Raw genomic sequence first — 16,570 nt, 5'->3', positions numbered from 1 at the left:
GGCGCGTGAGCGAATGAATGCCGCAAGGTAAGAGGATTGCCCGGCGAAAGTAAATGCCCGGACGTTTGGCGCCATTCGCTACAGGATCTGGCCGGATGCGACCGTGACAGATCTCCAGCGCTGACTAGTATGCAAGCTTGATCCAACGGCAGAAAAAGGACACACGCATGCGACGCTGGAACGGCTGGGGAGAGGCAGGCACGGTGGTCGAACTGCCGGCCCAGGGCGCGACATTTCTCCACGAACGCTTGGGCGCTGGCCGGGCATTGCCCGATGCGACCTTGGCGGCGGCGTTGGCGCAAGTGCCGACTTCGCGCCTGGTGCCGCATCGCTTGTACAGCGTCGATACTCACGATCGCCTGCTGCACGCGCGCGGCCAGAGCCTGCCGGATTGGTTGGCGTTGCGCGAAGGCGCGCTGGGCACGTATCCCGATGCCGTGGCGTTTCCCGAAACCGCCGAGCAGATCCGCCAATTGCTGGCGCTCGCCCATAATCAGGATCTGTGCCTGATTCCCTACGGCGGCGGCACCTCGGTGGCCGGGCACATCAATCCGCCGAACTCCGCGCGCCCGGTGCTGACGGTGTCGCTGGCGCGGATGAATCGCCTGACCGACCTCGACGAACAGAGCCTGCTGGCGACGTTCGGCCCCGGCGCCAGCGGGCCGCAAGTCGAAAGCCAGTTGCGCGCGCGCGGCTACACGCTGGGGCATTTTCCGCAATCGTGGGAGCTGTCGACGCTCGGCGGTTGGGTGGCCAGTCGTTCCAGCGGCCAGCAGTCGTTGCGCTACGGGCGGATCGAGCAATTGTTCGCGGGCGGCACCCTGGAAACGTTCGCCGGGCCTCTGCAGATTCCGACGTTTCCGGCGTCGGCGGCAGGTCCCGATCTGCGTGAAATGGTGCTCGGTTGCGAGGGCCGTTTCGGGATCATTTCCGAAGTCAAAGTGCGGGTCAGTGCGTTGCCGGCGGACGAACGTTTCTACGGTGTGTTCCTGCCCGACTGGCCGCAGGCGCTGCAAGCGATCCGGCAACTGGCGCAGGCGCGCGTACCGCTGTCGATGCTGCGTCTGTCGAACGCGGTGGAAACCGAAACGCAACTGGCGCTGGCCGGTCATCCGCAGCAGATCGCCTGGCTGGAAAAGTACCTCAAGCTGCGCGGCGCCGGCGACGGCAAATGCCTGCTGACCTTCGGCGTCACCGGCAATCGCCAGCAAAACGCACTGTCACTGAAACAGGCGCGCCAGCATCTGAAAGCCTTCGGCGGCGTATTCACCGGCACGCTGCTGGGCAAGAAGTGGGCGCAGAACCGCTTCCGTTTTCCCTACCTGCGCGAGAACCTGTGGAACGCCGGTTACGTGGTCGACACCCTCGAAACCGCCACCGACTGGAGCAACGTCGACCACTTGCTCAGCCTGATCGAAAACAGCCTGCGTGACGCCTTGGCCGCCGAGGGCGAACGTGTGCATGTGTTCACTCATCTCTCGCACGTTTACGGCGAGGGCTCGAGCATTTACACCACCTACGTGTTTCGCCCGGCAGCGGACTATGCCGCGACGCTGGCGCGCTGGCGGGTGCTCAAACACGCGGCCAGCCAGACCATCGTCGACAACCACGGCACCATCAGCCATCAGCATGGCGTCGGCAAGGATCACGCGCCGTATCTGCTGCGCGAAAAAGGCCCGCTGGCGATGCAGACGTTGCAGGCGCTGAGCGAACATTTCGACCCGGAAGGGCGTCTCAACCCGGGCACGTTATTGCCAGAGTCGCGGCCATGACGGCGCAATGGAATGCGCAGTGGCGCGAGCAGATTCTGCCGACGCTGGCGGATGAAGCCTGGGACCTGATCGTCATCGGCGGCGGCATCAGCGGCGCCGGGATTGTCCGCGAAGCGGCGCGCCGGGGCTGGCGCTGTCTGCTGCTGGAGCAGCGCGATTTTGCCTGGGGCACCTCCAGCCGATCATCGAAAATGGTCCACGGCGGTTTGCGTTACATCGCCAAGGGCCAGTGGCGCCTGACCCGCGATTCGGTGCGCGAGCGTCAGCGGCTGCTCGACGAAGCGCCGGGGCTGGTCGAGCCGATGAGTTTCATGATGCCGCACTATCGCGGCGGCTTTCCCGGGCCGCGCGTCATGGGCGGCTTGCTCTCGGTGTACGACGCGCTGGCGGGGCGGCGCAACCATGGTTTTCATGACGCCCAGCAACTGCGTTTTCTCGCCCCAGGAGTGAAGGAAAACGGCCTGCTCGGCGGCAGCTGTTTTGTCGATGCGCTGACCGATGACGCGCGACTGGTGATGCGCGTACTGCGCGAGGCCCGGGCCGATGGTGCGGTGATTGTCAGCGGTGTGCGCGTCACGCAACTGCTGCGTGAAGGCGGGCGGGTGAGCGGGGTTCAGATCGAAGATGGCGAGGGCGGCGCGACGCTGCAATTGCGCTCCTCTGTGCTGGCCGTGGCCACGGGTGCATGGGCTGAGCGCCTCCGTCCCGCTGACGCTGCGAAGCAATTGCGCCCGTTGCGCGGCAGTCATCTGTTGCTGCCGGGCTGGCGTTTGCCGGTGGCGCAGGCGTTCACTTTTCTGCATCAGCGCGATCAGCGCCCCGTGTTTGTGTTTCCGTGGGAAGGCGCGACGGTGGTCGGCACCACGGACCTCGATCACCGCGAAGACCTCGACCACAGCGCACGCATTTCCAGCGAAGAGCTCGACTATCTGCTCGCCGCTTGCCAGCAGCAATTTCCCGGCGCCGAAATTGGTGCCGACGATGTGCTTTCAACTTGGTCAGGCGTGCGCCCGGTGGTCGGCAGCGCGACGGGTGCGCAGCAGGGCAAACCGTCCAACGAGACCCGCGAGCATGTGTTGTGGCAGGAGCCGGGTTGCGTGACGTTGGCCGGCGGCAAACTGACCACATTTCGCCCGCAAGCGATCGAAGTGCTCAAGGCCTGTGCGGCGATGCTCGGGCGTTCTTTTGTCGATGACGGCGCGCCGGTGTTCGCCGCTGTGCCGCCGCTGACGATTGCGGGACTGAGCGGCAGTCAATGGCGACGCTTGGCCGGACGTCACGGTCGAGACTTGCCGAGGCTGGCGCAATTGCTCGGCGAACTCGGTCCGGAAACGGTTGGCGCCAGCGATACGTTGTGGGCAGAACTGGCGTTCGCCTGCGAGGCGGAAATGATTCTGCACCTGGATGATTTGCTCCTGCGCCGCACCCGTTTGGGCCTGTTGCTGCCGCGCGGTGGCGAGGACTATCTGCCTGCGATTCGCACGCTCTGCCAGCCGCGATTGGCCTGGGACGATGAGCGCTGGCATGCGGAAACTCAGCGTTATCGGTCGTTGTGGCTGCGCGAACACGGCTTGCCGGAGATCACGCCATGAAATACCTGTTAGCAATCGACAACGGCACTCAGAGCGTGCGCGCATTGCTCTTCGATCAGCAGGGCAATCTACTCGGCAAAGGCAAAGTCGATCTGCAGGCGTACTACTCGACGCAACCCGGTTGGGCCGAGCAGGACCCGGAATATTACTGGGCGAAACTCGGCGAGGCCTGCCAGCAACTCTGGCAGCAGACCGGCATCGATCGTGCGCAGATTGCCGGGGTGTCGCTGACTACCCAGCGCGGTACGGTGATCAATGTCGACGCCGAGGGCAAACCGTTGCGCCCGGCAATTGTCTGGCTCGATCAACGCCAGACCGAGGTCGAGGGCGGCATCAAAGGGCCGTGGGGCTGGCTGTTCAAACTGGTCGGCGCCAAGGCAACGGTGGATTATTTCCGCGCCCAGGCCGAGGCCAACTGGATCGCCCGGCATCAACCCGAAGTGTGGGCGGCGACCGACAAGTTTCTGCTGCTCTCGGGCTTTCTTACTCATCGCCTGTGCGGGCGCTTCGTCGATTCGGTCGGCTGCTGCGTCGGCTATCTGCCCTTCGACTTCAAACGCCTGAAATGGGCGGCGCCGCGCGACTGGAAATGGCAGGCACTGGCGGTGCGCCCCGAGCAGTTGCCAAGCCTGCACAAACCCGGCGAAACCCTCGGCTACATCACGGCCGAAGCTGCCCGTCACACAGGTATTCCCGAAGGCCTGCCGCTGATTGCCGCTGGCGCGGACAAGGCCTGTGAAGTGATCGGTTCCGGCGTGGTCGATGCGAGCACCGTGTGCCTGTCCTACGGCACCACCGCGACCATCACCAGCACCCGCTCGCGCTATCTGGAAATTGTCCCGCTGATCCCGCCGTATCCCTCGGCCGTGCCTGATCAGTACAACTGCGAAGTGATGATCTATCGCGGCTACTGGATGGTCAGCTGGTTCAAGAACGAATTCGGCCTGCGCGAGATGCAACAGGCAAAAGAACAGGGCATCGAACCGGAGCAACTGTTCGACGCACTGGTCGACGCGGTGCCGCCGGGCTCGATGGGTTTGATGCTGCAACCTTACTGGTCACCGGGCATCCGCGAACCGGGCGTGGAAGCCAAAGGCGCGATGATCGGCTTCGGCGACGTACACACCCGCGCGCACATCTACCGGGCGATTCTCGAAGGCCTGGCCTACGCGCTGCGCCAGGGCATGGAGAACATTGAGCGACGTTCAACGGTCTCGATCCAGCGCCTGCGCGTCGCCGGCGGCGGCTCACAAAGTGACGCCGCCATGCAACTGACCGCCAACATCTTCGGCCTGCCGGCAGAACGCCCGCATGTGTATGAAGCGTCCGGGTTGGGTGCTGCGATTTGCTGTGCGGTGGGGTTGGGAATGCACAGGGATTTTCCATCGGCCATTGCGGCGATGACTCGGGTTGGAGCGGTTTTCACACCGCAGCCTGATGCACAGAAGGTTTATGAACAGTTGTACAGAGAGGTGTATTTGCGGATGTACCGGCAGCTCAAACCGCTGTATCAAAGCATCCGCAAAATCACCGGGTATCCCGAATAGTGCCGACACCCTGGACCCCTGTGGGAGCGAGCCTGCTCGCGAATGCGGAGTGTCAGGCACTGTTGATTTGTCTGATCCACCGCTTTCGCGAGCAGGCTCGCTCCCACGGGGGTATTGCAGTGTGCCGCTACCGACGATGCCACTCGGCGGGCCTGACTCCATTCAAACCTGAATATGCTAGCCTGCAATCGATGATTTCATTGATTGCAGGAGGGCGACATGGCCAGCATCACCATTCGAAACCTTGACGAGAAGCTCAAGGAGCAGTTGCGCATTACCGCTGCACACAACGGACATTCCATGGAAGAAGAGGCTCGGCTGATTCTGGGCCGAGCGCTCACCACGGTTGATCGTGCCGGAGGGCTGGGCAGTCGAATCCACCAGCGTTTCAGTGCCGAGGGCGGAACCGAGCTCGATCTGCCTGCGCGTGCAGAAAAACCGCTCGGGGTGGATTTTTCTGAATGATAGTGCTCGATACCAACGTTCTATCCGAATTCATGCGCATCGAACCCGAGGCTCGAGTGTTGGCTTGGGTGGATGCGCAACCGGCCATGGACCTGGCCATCAGCGCAATCACCGTGGCGGAGATACTGCACGGCATCGCTCGATTACCTTCCGGCAAGCGCAAACAAAAACTCCAGGCCCACGCTTTGGCAATGTTTGAAGAGGATTTTGCCGGGCGGATTTTGCCGTTTGATGCCCACGCAGCCGTCGAGTACGCGACGCTGGTAGCCGATGCAGAGGCGAAAGGGCGGGGGATTGCAATGGCCGATGCCCAAATCGCGGCCATCTGCCGAGGCCACGGAGCCGCGATTGCTACGCGCAATGTCCGGGATTTCGAGTTTTCCGGGATTGAAGTGATCAATCCGTGGCAGGTCTGAAAACCTGCTCTGTCATTTAAACCGCATTCGCGGGCAAGCCCGCTCCCACAGGGATTATGCGACGGGATCAAAATCCAGCGAGCCACACAAATCCAATGTGGGAGCGAGCTTGCTCGCGAAGGCGGAGTGTCAGGCGACGTTGGTTTGACTGACCCACCGCCATCGCGGGCAAGCCCGCTCCCACAGGGATTTTCGGTGAGCTCAAAATCCGGTGAGTCACACAAAACCAAATGTGGGAGCGAGGTGAACACATCAACAGTGCTCGATCACGAAAACCTGTGGGAGCGGGCTTGCCCGCGATTTGGTGTCAGCCTCAGCGCAAAACCAAAATCAAACGCGGAAGTGGCTGACCATCTGCTGCAACTGACCACCCAACCGCGCGAGCTCAACACTCGACGCTGCCGTCTCATCACTCGCCGCTGCGGTCTGCTCGGACACGTCGCGGACGTTGATGATGCTGCGGCTGATTTCTTCGGCCACGGCGCTTTGCTGTTCGGCAGCGGCGGCGATCTGCTGGTTCATCGACTGGATGTTCGACACCGTGCGGGTGATGTTTTCCAGCGAGGCGCCGGCCTTGCGCGTCAGGGCGACGCTGCTGTCGGTCAGCGCGCGGCTGTTGTTCATCACTGCCGAAACCTGCTGGGTGCCGTTCTGCAGACCGGCCACCAGACCTTCAATTTCCTCGGTGGATTTCTGCGTACGCTGGGCCAAACCGCGCACCTCATCCGCAACCACGGCAAAACCACGCCCGGCTTCACCAGCACGTGCCGCTTCAATCGCGGCGTTGAGCGCGAGGAGATTGGTCTGTTCGGCAACAGCCTTGATCACGTCCATGACGCTACCAATCTTGTCGCTTTCCTGTTGCAGCACGCTCATCGCTTCGGTCGAACGCACCACTTCGCTGGCCAGACGCTCGATCTGTGCGATGGCCTCATTCACCACCTTGTCGCCTTCACGGGCCTCACCATCCGCAGCGGCAGCGGCTTGCGACGCTTCCTCAGCATTGCGCGCAACTTCCTGCACGGTGGCAGTCATTTCGTGCATGGCCGTGGCGACCTGATCGGTCTCGACTTTCTGGCTGTTCACGCCAGCGCTGGTCTGCTCGGTCACGGCGGAGAGTTCTTCAGCGGCGCTGGCAATCTGGGTGACGCCATCGCGGATGCCACTGATCAAATCACGCAGGGTCACGCCCATGCGCGCAATGCCTTGCTGCAACACGCCGAGTTCGTCGCGGCGGGTGACGGTGACATTCTGAGTCAGGTCGCCGCTGGCGATGCGCTCGACCACGGCCAGGGTTTCCTGCAACGGCCGGGTGATCTGACGGGTGATGATCACCGCAGCAATCACGCCAACCAGCAGCGCCAGCAACGTGCTGATCAACTGGAAGGTGCGCGCCTGGGCGCTTTCAGCATCACGGCGATCAAGCTGGATCTGGTACAGCTGCTCGCTCAGGGCGACGATGGTGTTGCCCTGATCAGTCATTTCCTTACGCGCCTGCACGGCGTCGGCGTTGGCGTTTTTGTACGCCATCAACGCGCTGCGATAGCTGGTCAGCGCGGTTTCCAATTGGCGCAAGGCGTCCTGCTGAGTCGCGGCAAATTGCGCGTTCAGTGGCTTGAGACTGGCGATGGCCGCGTCGATCTGGCCGACGGCTTTCTGCTCGGTCTCGGCATTGCTGGTCGCGGTGTAACCACGCACTTCATAGCGCGCGAGGATGAAGGCTTCCTTGGCCGCAGTGACCGCCTGGAACTGCTCGAAACGCTGATCGCTCAACTCCATCTGCTGCACGCGCTGGCTGATCGATTCGATCAGGTTGTAGGCGGTCTGGGCGTTGACGCTCATGGTGTCGCGGGCGCTGTTGCCGGTGCGATAGGCGTTGCGCATTTTGTTCAGCGAGGTCTGGTATTCAGCGATGGTCGCGGCCTGCTGCTTGAGCAGTTTGACGTTCTCCGGACTCTTGAATTTGCTGATCAGCGCCTGCTGCTGAGCGGCGAAACTTTCGAGGGTGGTCTGCACATTCTGCGCGGCGGTTTCGTCGCCGTTGGTCAGCATGTATTGCAGGCGCACCACGCGCAATTTGGTCAAGCCGGCGTTGAGCTGGGTGATGTCGCTCATCCAGTTGCTGCGGTCGATCAGGCCGCCGAGGCTGGTCCAGCCGGTCAGCGCCAGAATGCAGGTCAGGGCCAGCACCAGGCCGAAGCCCAGGCCGAGTTTCATGTTCACGCTGATGTTACCGAACCAGCTATTCATGCAAATCCTCCAGAAACGTTGGGTTTCTTGGTCGTCAGTTAGGCTGGAAGATTGTTGTTCTTTTGAGCCAGCAGGGGTGTTAGCAGGTCTGTATCGGCCGCAAACCCGAGAGCTGAAAGGATTTTTGTCTGACAGTCCCCGGAGCAAGAATCCCAAGGACTTTTTCACATGGGTTTCACTGGCTGCCCACGTACGCCTCTGTACTTTCGCCGCATCGAATGACCTGTGATGCAGAGTGGCGAGGCGGTTTTTGTGGAATTGAGACTGAGTCTGTTCGGCGTCAAACGCTCGATCGATCTGAGCGCTCTGGCGCGTTTTCGCGATGCGTGGGTGGTGCTGGCGGCATCGATTTTGGTGGTCCCGCTGACCCTGTGGTTGCTGGCGCCGAACGCCGTGCCGGATCTGGCCCACGGTAATCTGGCGGGTGCGCAAGCTTTAGCGACGGGGTGGGCCAAGGGCGAGATGATCGTGCTGGTGCGCCACGTCGAACGTTGCGATCACTCCAAAGCGGCGTGCCTGAGCGGCAGTGACGGCATCACCGACCGCTCGCGCAGTGTCGCAGTGGCAGTCGGTGCTCGTTTCGAACAACTGGGCCTGGCCGACGCTGATATCTATAACAGCCCGTCAATGCGCACCGTGCAGACGGCCGGCTATATGTTCAACCATGCGGCCAGGGGCGATGATTGGTTGATCAACTGCAGAGGCCGCATGTTGCAGGATGCCCTGGCGCACAAGGTTCCCGGGCGTAACCTGGTTCTGGTGACCCACAGCGAGTGCATGGCGCAGATCGAAAAAGACCTGAAAGTGCCGGCCTCGAACATGGGGTACGGCGCGTCCTTGTTCATATCAGCGGCCAGCCCGTCTGCACCGAAGATGCTCGGCTTCATTGAAGCTTCCGACTGGCGCACGGTGACTACCCGATGAAAACCCGTTTCTACGCTTACAACCTCGGCATTGCGCTGGTTTGTGCGGCCGTGGTGTTCCTGATGTTCGACATGAGCAACATCGACATTGCCTTCAGCAATCTGCTGTTCGACCCGCTGAGCCAGACCTTCCCGATCGACAAAATCCATTTCTTCGAAAAACTCACCCACAAATGGGCGCGGATCATCCCGAACTGGACGGCGGAGATCGCCCTGATCGGCGCACTCCTGTCGCTGATCTGGCCAGTGGTCAATCCGCACAAACGTCCACGACTCGGTGCCTTTCTGCAGCGCAGCAGAGTCGCACCAGTGCTGCGATTTGCCGCAGATCACCGTAGGGATTTTTTCTTCGTCGTGGTCGCATTTGCGCTCTGCACAGGCGTGATCCACTTCCTCAAATCCCACACCAGCGTCTACTGCCCGATCGAAACCACGATGTACGGCGGGAAAATGCCCCACATCGAGTGGTACAGCAATTTCCAACTGTTTCATGAGGCCGGGAGTGGCCGTTGCTGGCCGGGCGGCCATGCGTCGGGCGGCTTCACCATGCTGGCGCTGTATTTCGTCGCGCGGCGGCATCAGTGGCGTTTTTCCAGTGCGATCTTGTGGGGCTCGCTGCTGCTGGGCCTGGTCTACGGCACCACTCGCGTCCTGCAGGGCTGGCACTACATGTCCCACACGTTTTGGGCCGGCATCTTCGTCTGGCTGACCTGTTTACTGACGGCATTGGCCTTCTACGGACGGGCACGCTTGGATTTACCGGTGCGGGCCAAAAGCACGCAGGAAGCTTTCACCGCACAGCCTGAAGTCTTGCTCTGAACGCGTTCAGAAAAACATGGATTGAATATCAGCCCAAGCGCCGCGACCAACGCTGATCCGGCGCCTCGAACCCCGGATTGACCAGCGCCGTCAGCACATGATCCTGCCAGCGCCCGGCGATATTCAGATACGCCTTCGCATAGCCCTCACGCTCAAAACCCAAGCGCTCAAGCAAACGCGCACTGCGCTCATTGTCCGGAATGTAATTGGCCATGATCCGATGCAGATTCTGCGTATCGAACATATAACCAATCCCCGCCTCCAGCCCCTCCTGCATCAAACCCTGCCCCTGATGCGCCTCATCGATGTGATAACCCAAATAACACGCCTGAAACGCCCCGCGAATAATCCCGCTGAAATTGCACGCCCCGATCATCTGCTGGCCGTCCAGCGACAGCAGCGCGAAATGCATGGCTAACCCGGCTTCGAAGGCGCTGGCCTGGATCTCCAAGCGACGACGGATGTTGGCAGTGGAGAAGTAGTCGGTGGTGCGGATGGGCGACCAGCGAGCCAGGTGCCGCTGGTTGCGTAGAGAAAGCGCTTTCGAGCTCGGCCTGATCGGGGGAGAGGATCGCCAGCGTCAGGCGCGGGCAGGGCAGGGATAACAGCGGCATCGAGCGCTCCTTGGCGAGGGATCTGCTGGCAGAGTCGCGCATATGCTGGGAAGCGGCAAGGTGTGCTGGATGGCAGACGAAAAAAAGCCCGCTAGGAGCGCGGGCGAACCGTAGTTTCTTGAATGAGCGGGGGGATTTTATCGGTTCGAGGGGTGGGGGGCGGTGAAGAAATATTCATGTCGAAACAGGCGCATCAATTTTTCGCCATACTTTCTGAGGGGCCGCCATCCCTAAACAGTTAAAGGCTTCAATGCCTGCAAAACCAAGCGATGATTTTCAGAACATCTTTGCTCACACATTCGCGCATGGCGAAATTTTGATACTAGACGTCGAGTTGGCGGGAGCGACGAGGGACTGACGACGATTATTGTTTTCGCACAAAAGCAGGAAACACTAATCATGCTGCCGTCGATTGAAAGAACAGACAGTCACGTTCATTTTTTTACTTCGCAAGACCTGCGCCGAGTGTCCGCTGCGCTGCCCTATGCATTACCTGCGCCGCACTCGCTGACGGCTTATCTGGACAACTTGATGGCTGCCGGTATGGCTCCGACGCTGATCAATAACGTCCATCTCAGTATTCTGCCGGACTCGGAAAACGTATTTGCCTCGTTTGACGAACTCCACAAGCTTCAGGCAGCCAACCCTCAGCGCTACGGCAGTGTGAGGTTAGTGGGCACGATCAAGGCAGACCCGGCTTATGCCACCAATGAACGGCTTTCGCACCCACAGGTGATTGGCGCCCGCATCGTTTTGCACGATGCACGGCCGGAAAGCGTTTCTCCCACCCAGTTCAGTGATGAACAGTGGCAGGCGTTTTATCAACGCTTGCAACCGCACCAGCATCTGCACATTTACGCGAAAGAAGCCGAGACCAATTTGCGCGTACTGCGCCAGATCCCTTGCGATGTGCCGGTCTTCATCGATCACCTCGGCACTTGTCATCCCGAGCGCGGCATCACCGAGCCTGCCTGGATCGCGCTGCTTGCCGACGCCAGCGCGCGGGGCAACGTGTGGTTCAAGGGGCCCGGCTATCGCACCAGCAGCCAGCCCGAAGAAACCGCTCGTTTCGTGACGCAAATCGTCCGCGCCGTCGGCGCAGACAAGATCCTGCTGGAAGCAACCGATGCGCCTCATGTCGGAACGGACAACGAAGGAGTCAAGTATTCCGAGCGGTTCGATCCGAGCAAGGCGTTCAACTTTGTTGATGCCGTTGCACGGCATGTTTCCCAAGCAAGCGAAATTCCTGTTGGCCAACTTCTGCGAGGAGCGTCTGGCCAGTTGGCAAGTTGATCTACGCCCACACCTCTCACTTCGAGATCACTCAGAAATGACGAACATTACAACAAGAGACATCAACTTCAGTGTCAACTACGGCGATGAAACACTCAGCCTCAAAGGCACGGTCTTTCAACCGGAACAACACGACGCGCAATCGCAAAAACTGCCACCGGTAATTTTCAACTCCGGCTTCACCGGCGGAGTCACGATGTACGGCCAGTTGTTCGGTCGCGCCCTGGCGGCCCTTGGTTATCGGGTCATGACGTACGACGTGGCCGGTTTCTTTTCCAACAAGCACATCCGTAACACCATCGGGTCAGGCGACAAGGTCATCACCAACGTCATTCTCGAAGACCAGAAAGATGAAGTGTTGGGGGCCGTTGCCTGGGCACGGGCGATATTCGGTGAGATGCCGGTGGTCGCGTCGTGGGCGATGGGCTCGGTGGCCAGCCTTGGAGCGGTGGCTGAACTCGCCGCCGCCGGCGCCGAACAGATCCGCTTCTGGGTGCCGATGAGCTACACCAACATCCGCAAACTGCAGGCCTTGCGCGCAGATCCGGCGGCGGCTGATGCGGCCATCGCCAAACTGGCCGATGACGCGCCGATCCCGCCGTTCGACACCGGCACCGATGAGACCCGACTCGGCTACTACCCGCTGGATCCTGAAACCCAGGCCTACGTCGACCAGCAACTGGGCGGCTACACCGAAGCGGGCGGCGCGGACCGTTGGCCGGGCTGCACCCACGTGACGGCGAAATCCTACACGTCCTATGTGCACTATGACCCGGAGCAATCCATCGAAGGCGCAACAGGCTTCCCGCCGGCGCTGATCATCCATGGCGCAGACAATACTTTGCACATGCCATCGGAGTCCGTGCGTCTGCATCAAAACTATCCGGGCGATGCCGGCCCGCATGCGTTGATCATTTCGAAGATGCAACATGGTCAGCAGAATCAGGCCGACCACCCGGTGTTCAAATCGATGATCCAGACCATCGACCAAGCCATCCGCGCGCGGGCCTGAGCCGCTCGCCATTCGCCTGCGAGACCTCGGGTGTCGAGGTCTCGCAGCGATTCCCCAGCCCTGCGGGAGTTGTTCCTGTCTGGCTGAATGCGTGCCCAGCCCCTAACATGCGGGTCGATAGCCGTTCGCTCGAACGGCTGCCCCCCATGAAAGGATCTGGCGATGACAGCCCCCATCGATTCAGCGACGTCTGTGAATAACTCGACGACCAAGCGAATCGGGCTGCTGATTCTCCCGCAGTTCTCCATGATGGCGCTGGCGGGTGCCAGCGAGCCGTTGCGTGCGGCGAATCGGCTGTCCGGCAAAACGCTGTATGACTGGACCCTGCTGACTGAATCGGGCGGACCGGTCAGCTCCAGCAGCGGCATCGAAATCCACACCGTGCCGGTTGATCAGGCGCCGGAACTGGATCGCGTGTTTGTCCTGGCAAGTCTGGACATCGAGCATCAGAAGCCGCCGAAAATATTGCGTTTCCTCCAGCGTGCCGCCTCGCGCGGAATCACTGTAGGCGCACTCAGCACCGGCACCTTCATCCTCGCCCGCGCCGGATTATTGGAAGGCAAGCGCTGTACGTTGCACTGGGAATCCATCGGCCAGTTTTCCGAAGAATTCCCGACCATCGAAGTCACCCGGGAGCTCTACGTCAACCATGACAACCGCTGGACATGCGCCGGGGGCACGGCGGCCATTGACCTGATGCTGGCGCAGATCGCGCTCGATTTCGGTAATCAGCTCGCGGCAAATATCGCCGAACAATTTCTGCACGCGCGGATACGTGCGCCGGAAGAGCATCAGCGAATGTCGATCCAGTGGCGGTTCGGTATTCATGATCGACGGCTGACCGCCGCCATCGCGTTCATGGAAAACAATCTGGAAAACATCGTCGGCATCGAAGAAATTGCCGACCGCTGCAACCTGTCCCATCGGCAACTCGAGCGTCTGTGGCACCAGCACTTCGGCATGACGCCGAAAAAGTTCTATCTGGAGCTGCGGTTGAATGAAGCGCGCCGATTGCTGCGGGAGAGTACCCAGCCCATTGCGTCGATTGCCTACAGCTGCGGGTTCGTTTCGGCATCCCACCTGGGCGCTGCTTACCGTCGTGTCTGGGGCTGTACGCCCGGAGAGGAGCGGCGGAAATTTGATGATGCTCACTCCTGATTTTGTTACACGGAACATCCACCGTAAAACTTCAGAACCTCTAATCCGGCAAAATCCCATAGCTAGCTAATGACTCGGCCTGCCGAGCTGAGAACTCTGGCGAATCTTTTCATTTGGCGATTGCGCCTGCAGCCATTTGCCATCCATCCAACGCCCTGCACTTCATGCATTCTGGGTGCGTGACGTCGATTTTTTGATAGAAATCGTCGAACTCCAAGCTCAGAGTGCTTGCACCGGCGCGGTACTGTTTCGTCCACACACGGCGTTCACTCCAGATGCGCGACCGATAAAAACAACAATGACGTACAGAAGGCACAACCCTCATGGAAACCTTGAGTTTCATTCTGGAAAACGCGGGGCTGATCGGTCTGCTACTCGGCCAGCACCTGCTCATCGTGGCGATAGCGGTGGGGCTGGCAATACTGACCGGCGTGCCCGTCGGCATCGTCATCTCCCAGCACCCCAGAACACGTCGGTGGGTCCTGGCCTTCGCCGCCGTGCTGATGACCATTCCCTCCGCCGCGCTGTTCGGGCTGATGATCCCGGCGCTGTCGCTGATCGGCTATGGGATCGGCGTGGTGCCGGCGGTCATTGCGCTGTTTCTCTACTCCCAGTTGCCGATCATCCGCAACACCACCACGGCGATCGCCAACATCGACCCCGCGTTGCGTGAAGCCGCCATCGGCATGGGCATGTCGACCGGGCAACGACTGCGCAAGGTTGAGCTGCCGATTGCGGTGCCGCTGATCATGGCGGGTGTAAGGATGGCCACCGTGATCAACATAGGCATTGCAGCCATCGCGGCTTATATCGGCGCCGGCGGCCTGGGCAGCCTGATCATTCGCGGCATCGCGCAATCGGATACCCGACAGCTTCTGGCTGGTGCGATCGTTATCAGCGTCATCGCGATCGCCGCCGATTACGCGCTGTACGGCTTGCAGCGCTTGCTGACGCCCAACGGCTTGAACAAGAACAAACTGGCCACCGGCCGAATGAAGGAAGCGACGACGTGATCCAGATCGAAAACCTGAACAAGCAATTCGGCGCTGTCACGGCGGTAGAAGATGTCTCATTCAACGTCGAAGAGGGACAGATCTGCGTACTGCTCGGGCCGTCGGGCTGTGGCAAAACCACGACGCTGAAAATGATCAACCGACTGATCACGCCGACGTCCGGCACGATCAGAATCAACGGTCGCGACACGTCCGGACTGGACAGCGTCACCCTCAAACGCTCCATCGGCTATGTGATCCAGCAAGTCGGCCTGTTCCCGAATATGACCGTCGAGGAAAACATCTGCGTCGTGCCCAATCTGTTGGGCTGGGACAAAAACAAAAGCCGTAAGCGCGCCGCCGAGTTGCTGGAAGTGGTCGCGCTGGATCCGGCGAAATTTCTCAAGCGCTATCCCTGTGAGCTGTCCGGTGGGCAACAACAACGCATAGGCGTGGCGCGGGCGCTGGCGGCGGATCCGCCGGTAATGTTGATGGATGAGCCTTTCGGTGCGATCGATCCGATCAACCGCGAAGTGATCCAGGACGAATTCATGCGCATCCAGCGCCTCGTCAACAAGACCGTGTTGTTCGTCAGTCACGACATTGATGAAGCGGTGAAGATGGCCGACTGCGTCGCCCTGTTCCACAACGGCAAAATCCAGCAGTTCGGCAGCTCGGATGATTTGCTCGCCCGACCCAACAGCGACTTCGTGGCGAACTTCATGGGCGGCGATCGGATCATGAAACGCTTGCGCCTGCTGCGCGCGGCGGACGTCGTCAGCAAAATCGCGCCACGCGAACACATGCAGATCGTCGGCAGTACCAGCGGCATCACCGCGCACTCGCACCTGATCGTCAAACCAGGTGATGACCTGCGCCAAGTGCTCTCGCAACTGCTCGGTCGCGGCCAGGACTGGGCGCTGTGCAACGACAGCGACGGGCGCTTTCTCGGCTATGTGCACCAGGCAGACATTCTCGCGCGCCTGGTTGAAAACATCACTCCGGCGGTGCACTGACGATGGCGGACTTACTCAACCGATTCTGGCAGGGGCTGCAGTTCTACTGGGGCGACATCAGCTACCTGACCGTCCAGCATTTGCAGATCGTCGCCGTCAGCGGAGTGCTGGCCATCGCCATTGCGCTGCCGTTGGGTGTGTGGATGAGCCGCCCGGCGAACCAGCGTTATGCCATGGCCAGCATGCAGGTCCTGAACGTGGGGCAGGCAATTCCCAAACTCGCGCTGCTGGCGTTGGCCATGAGCTTGACCGGCGTCGGCAGCGGGGCAGCGATCTTCGGCTTGTTTGTCGCGACCTTGCTCCCCGTCGCGGTCAACACCTACGAAGGCTTGCGCGCGGTGCCGCAGCATCTGGTCGAAGCGGCCGAAGCCATGGGCATGACGCCACGGGAAACGCTGTGGAAAGTCGAAATTCCCAATGCGCTGAACGTGATTTTCGCCGGCATCCGTACCGCGCTGGCGATCAACGTCGGCACCGCACCGCTGGCCTTCCTCGTCGGTGGCGGCGGGCTGGGCGAGCTGATCTTCACCGGCATCGACCTGAACGACTTCGGCATGATGCTGGCCGGCGCCCTATCGACCGCGCTCCTGGCGATTGCGGTCGATCTGGGCTGCGGCTTGATTCAACACGCTGCAGTCTCCCGAGGCTTGCGCATGGCCGGACGCCAATGAATCCGAACACCCTTCACCTAAATCAATAAC

14 protein-coding genes and 2 pseudogenes are annotated in these 16,570 nt (G+C 60.8%); 13 read left to right on the top strand and 3 right to left on the bottom strand.

All coding sequences use genetic code 11. The annotated features are described in order from the left end of the window. Positions 1-167: 167 nt before the first annotated feature. The 5 genes from ACMYUN_RS10980 (at position 168) to ACMYUN_RS10960 (ending at position 5,792) form a co-directional block, all read left to right on the top strand. The gene (locus ACMYUN_RS10980; RefSeq protein WP_415763692.1) at positions 168-1,772 is read left to right on the top strand and encodes an FAD-binding oxidoreductase; all 1,605 of its coding nucleotides are present in this window, start codon (positions 168-170) and stop codon (positions 1,770-1,772) included. Further along, the gene (locus ACMYUN_RS10975) at positions 1,769-3,364 is read left to right on the top strand and encodes a glycerol-3-phosphate dehydrogenase/oxidase (RefSeq protein WP_415763691.1); all 1,596 of its coding nucleotides are present in this window, start codon (positions 1,769-1,771) and stop codon (positions 3,362-3,364) included. The genes ACMYUN_RS10980 and ACMYUN_RS10975 overlap by 4 nt, the downstream gene beginning before the upstream one ends. Beyond that, positions 3,361-4,911, top strand: coding sequence for an FGGY-family carbohydrate kinase (locus ACMYUN_RS10970; RefSeq protein WP_415763690.1), 1,551 nt, complete (start codon positions 3,361-3,363; stop codon positions 4,909-4,911). Before ACMYUN_RS10975 ends, ACMYUN_RS10970 begins: the two co-directional genes overlap by 4 nt. Before the next feature lie 219 nt (positions 4,912-5,130). After that, the gene (locus ACMYUN_RS10965) at positions 5,131-5,376 is read left to right on the top strand and encodes a FitA-like ribbon-helix-helix domain-containing protein (RefSeq protein ID WP_415763689.1); all 246 of its coding nucleotides are present in this window, start codon (positions 5,131-5,133) and stop codon (positions 5,374-5,376) included. After that, on the top strand, positions 5,373-5,792 hold the full coding sequence (locus ACMYUN_RS10960; protein WP_415763688.1) for a type II toxin-antitoxin system VapC family toxin: 420 nt from the start codon (positions 5,373-5,375) through the stop codon (positions 5,790-5,792). Before ACMYUN_RS10965 ends, ACMYUN_RS10960 begins: the two co-directional genes overlap by 4 nt. Before the next feature lie 330 nt (positions 5,793-6,122). Here the strand turns inward: ACMYUN_RS10960 and ACMYUN_RS10955 are convergent, their stop codons facing one another. After that, positions 6,123-6,827, bottom strand: a complete 705-nt coding sequence (locus ACMYUN_RS10955) for a methyl-accepting chemotaxis protein (protein WP_370593651.1) — start codon at positions 6,825-6,827, stop codon at positions 6,123-6,125. 201 nt (positions 6,828-7,028) lie between these two features. Beyond that, positions 7,029-7,907 (bottom strand): annotated as a pseudogene (locus ACMYUN_RS10950) (methyl-accepting chemotaxis protein); the annotation flags it as partial. Between the two features lie 387 nt (positions 7,908-8,294). On the opposite strand from ACMYUN_RS10950, the gene ACMYUN_RS10945 reads away from it, so the two are divergent. Both ACMYUN_RS10945 and ACMYUN_RS10940 read left to right on the top strand, forming a co-directional pair. Then, complete coding sequence (locus ACMYUN_RS10945) at positions 8,295-8,966, top strand: histidine phosphatase family protein (RefSeq protein WP_415763687.1); 672 nt, start codon at positions 8,295-8,297, stop codon at positions 8,964-8,966. Further along, positions 8,963-9,784, top strand: a complete 822-nt coding sequence (locus ACMYUN_RS10940) for a phosphatase PAP2 family protein (RefSeq protein WP_415763686.1) — start codon at positions 8,963-8,965, stop codon at positions 9,782-9,784. Before ACMYUN_RS10945 ends, ACMYUN_RS10940 begins: the two co-directional genes overlap by 4 nt. A gap of 28 nt (positions 9,785-9,812) precedes the next feature. Here ACMYUN_RS10940 and ACMYUN_RS10935 read toward each other — a convergent pair. Further along, positions 9,813-10,398 (bottom strand): annotated as a pseudogene (locus tag ACMYUN_RS10935) (GNAT family N-acetyltransferase). A gap of 399 nt (positions 10,399-10,797) precedes the next feature. Here ACMYUN_RS10935 and ACMYUN_RS10930 point away from each other — a divergent pair. From ACMYUN_RS10930 to ACMYUN_RS10905, 6 genes are all read left to right on the top strand, one after another. Then, positions 10,798-11,691 carry an amidohydrolase family protein gene (locus ACMYUN_RS10930; RefSeq protein ID WP_415763685.1) on the top strand — a complete coding sequence of 298 codons (894 nt, stop codon included), beginning with the start codon at positions 10,798-10,800 and terminating at the stop codon, positions 11,689-11,691. 37 nt (positions 11,692-11,728) lie between these two features. Beyond that, positions 11,729-12,703 carry an alpha/beta hydrolase gene (locus ACMYUN_RS10925; RefSeq protein ID WP_415763684.1) on the top strand — a complete coding sequence of 325 codons (975 nt, stop codon included), beginning with the start codon at positions 11,729-11,731 and terminating at the stop codon, positions 12,701-12,703. 162 nt (positions 12,704-12,865) lie between these two features. Then, positions 12,866-13,861 (top strand): GlxA family transcriptional regulator, encoded by a 996-nt coding sequence (locus ACMYUN_RS10920; protein ID WP_415763683.1) that lies wholly within the window; start codon positions 12,866-12,868, stop codon positions 13,859-13,861. Between the two features lie 323 nt (positions 13,862-14,184). Further along, positions 14,185-14,874, top strand: a complete 690-nt coding sequence (locus ACMYUN_RS10915) for an ABC transporter permease (protein ID WP_415763682.1) — start codon at positions 14,185-14,187, stop codon at positions 14,872-14,874. After that, complete coding sequence (locus ACMYUN_RS10910) at positions 14,871-15,869, top strand: ABC transporter ATP-binding protein (protein WP_415763681.1); 999 nt, start codon at positions 14,871-14,873, stop codon at positions 15,867-15,869. Before ACMYUN_RS10915 ends, ACMYUN_RS10910 begins: the two co-directional genes overlap by 4 nt. A 2-nt stretch (positions 15,870-15,871) precedes the next feature. Then, positions 15,872-16,540 (top strand): ABC transporter permease, encoded by a 669-nt coding sequence (locus tag ACMYUN_RS10905; RefSeq protein ID WP_415763680.1) that lies wholly within the window; start codon positions 15,872-15,874, stop codon positions 16,538-16,540. Positions 16,541-16,570 lie beyond the last annotated feature (30 nt).

The organism is Pseudomonas sp. CP4 (assembly GCF_047758505.1).
In the GTDB taxonomy this organism is placed as follows: domain Bacteria; phylum Pseudomonadota; class Gammaproteobacteria; order Pseudomonadales; family Pseudomonadaceae; genus Aquipseudomonas; species Aquipseudomonas fluorescens_AO.
Note: the sequence above shows the minus strand (reverse complement) of the source record. Positions and strands in the feature narration are given on the sequence as shown.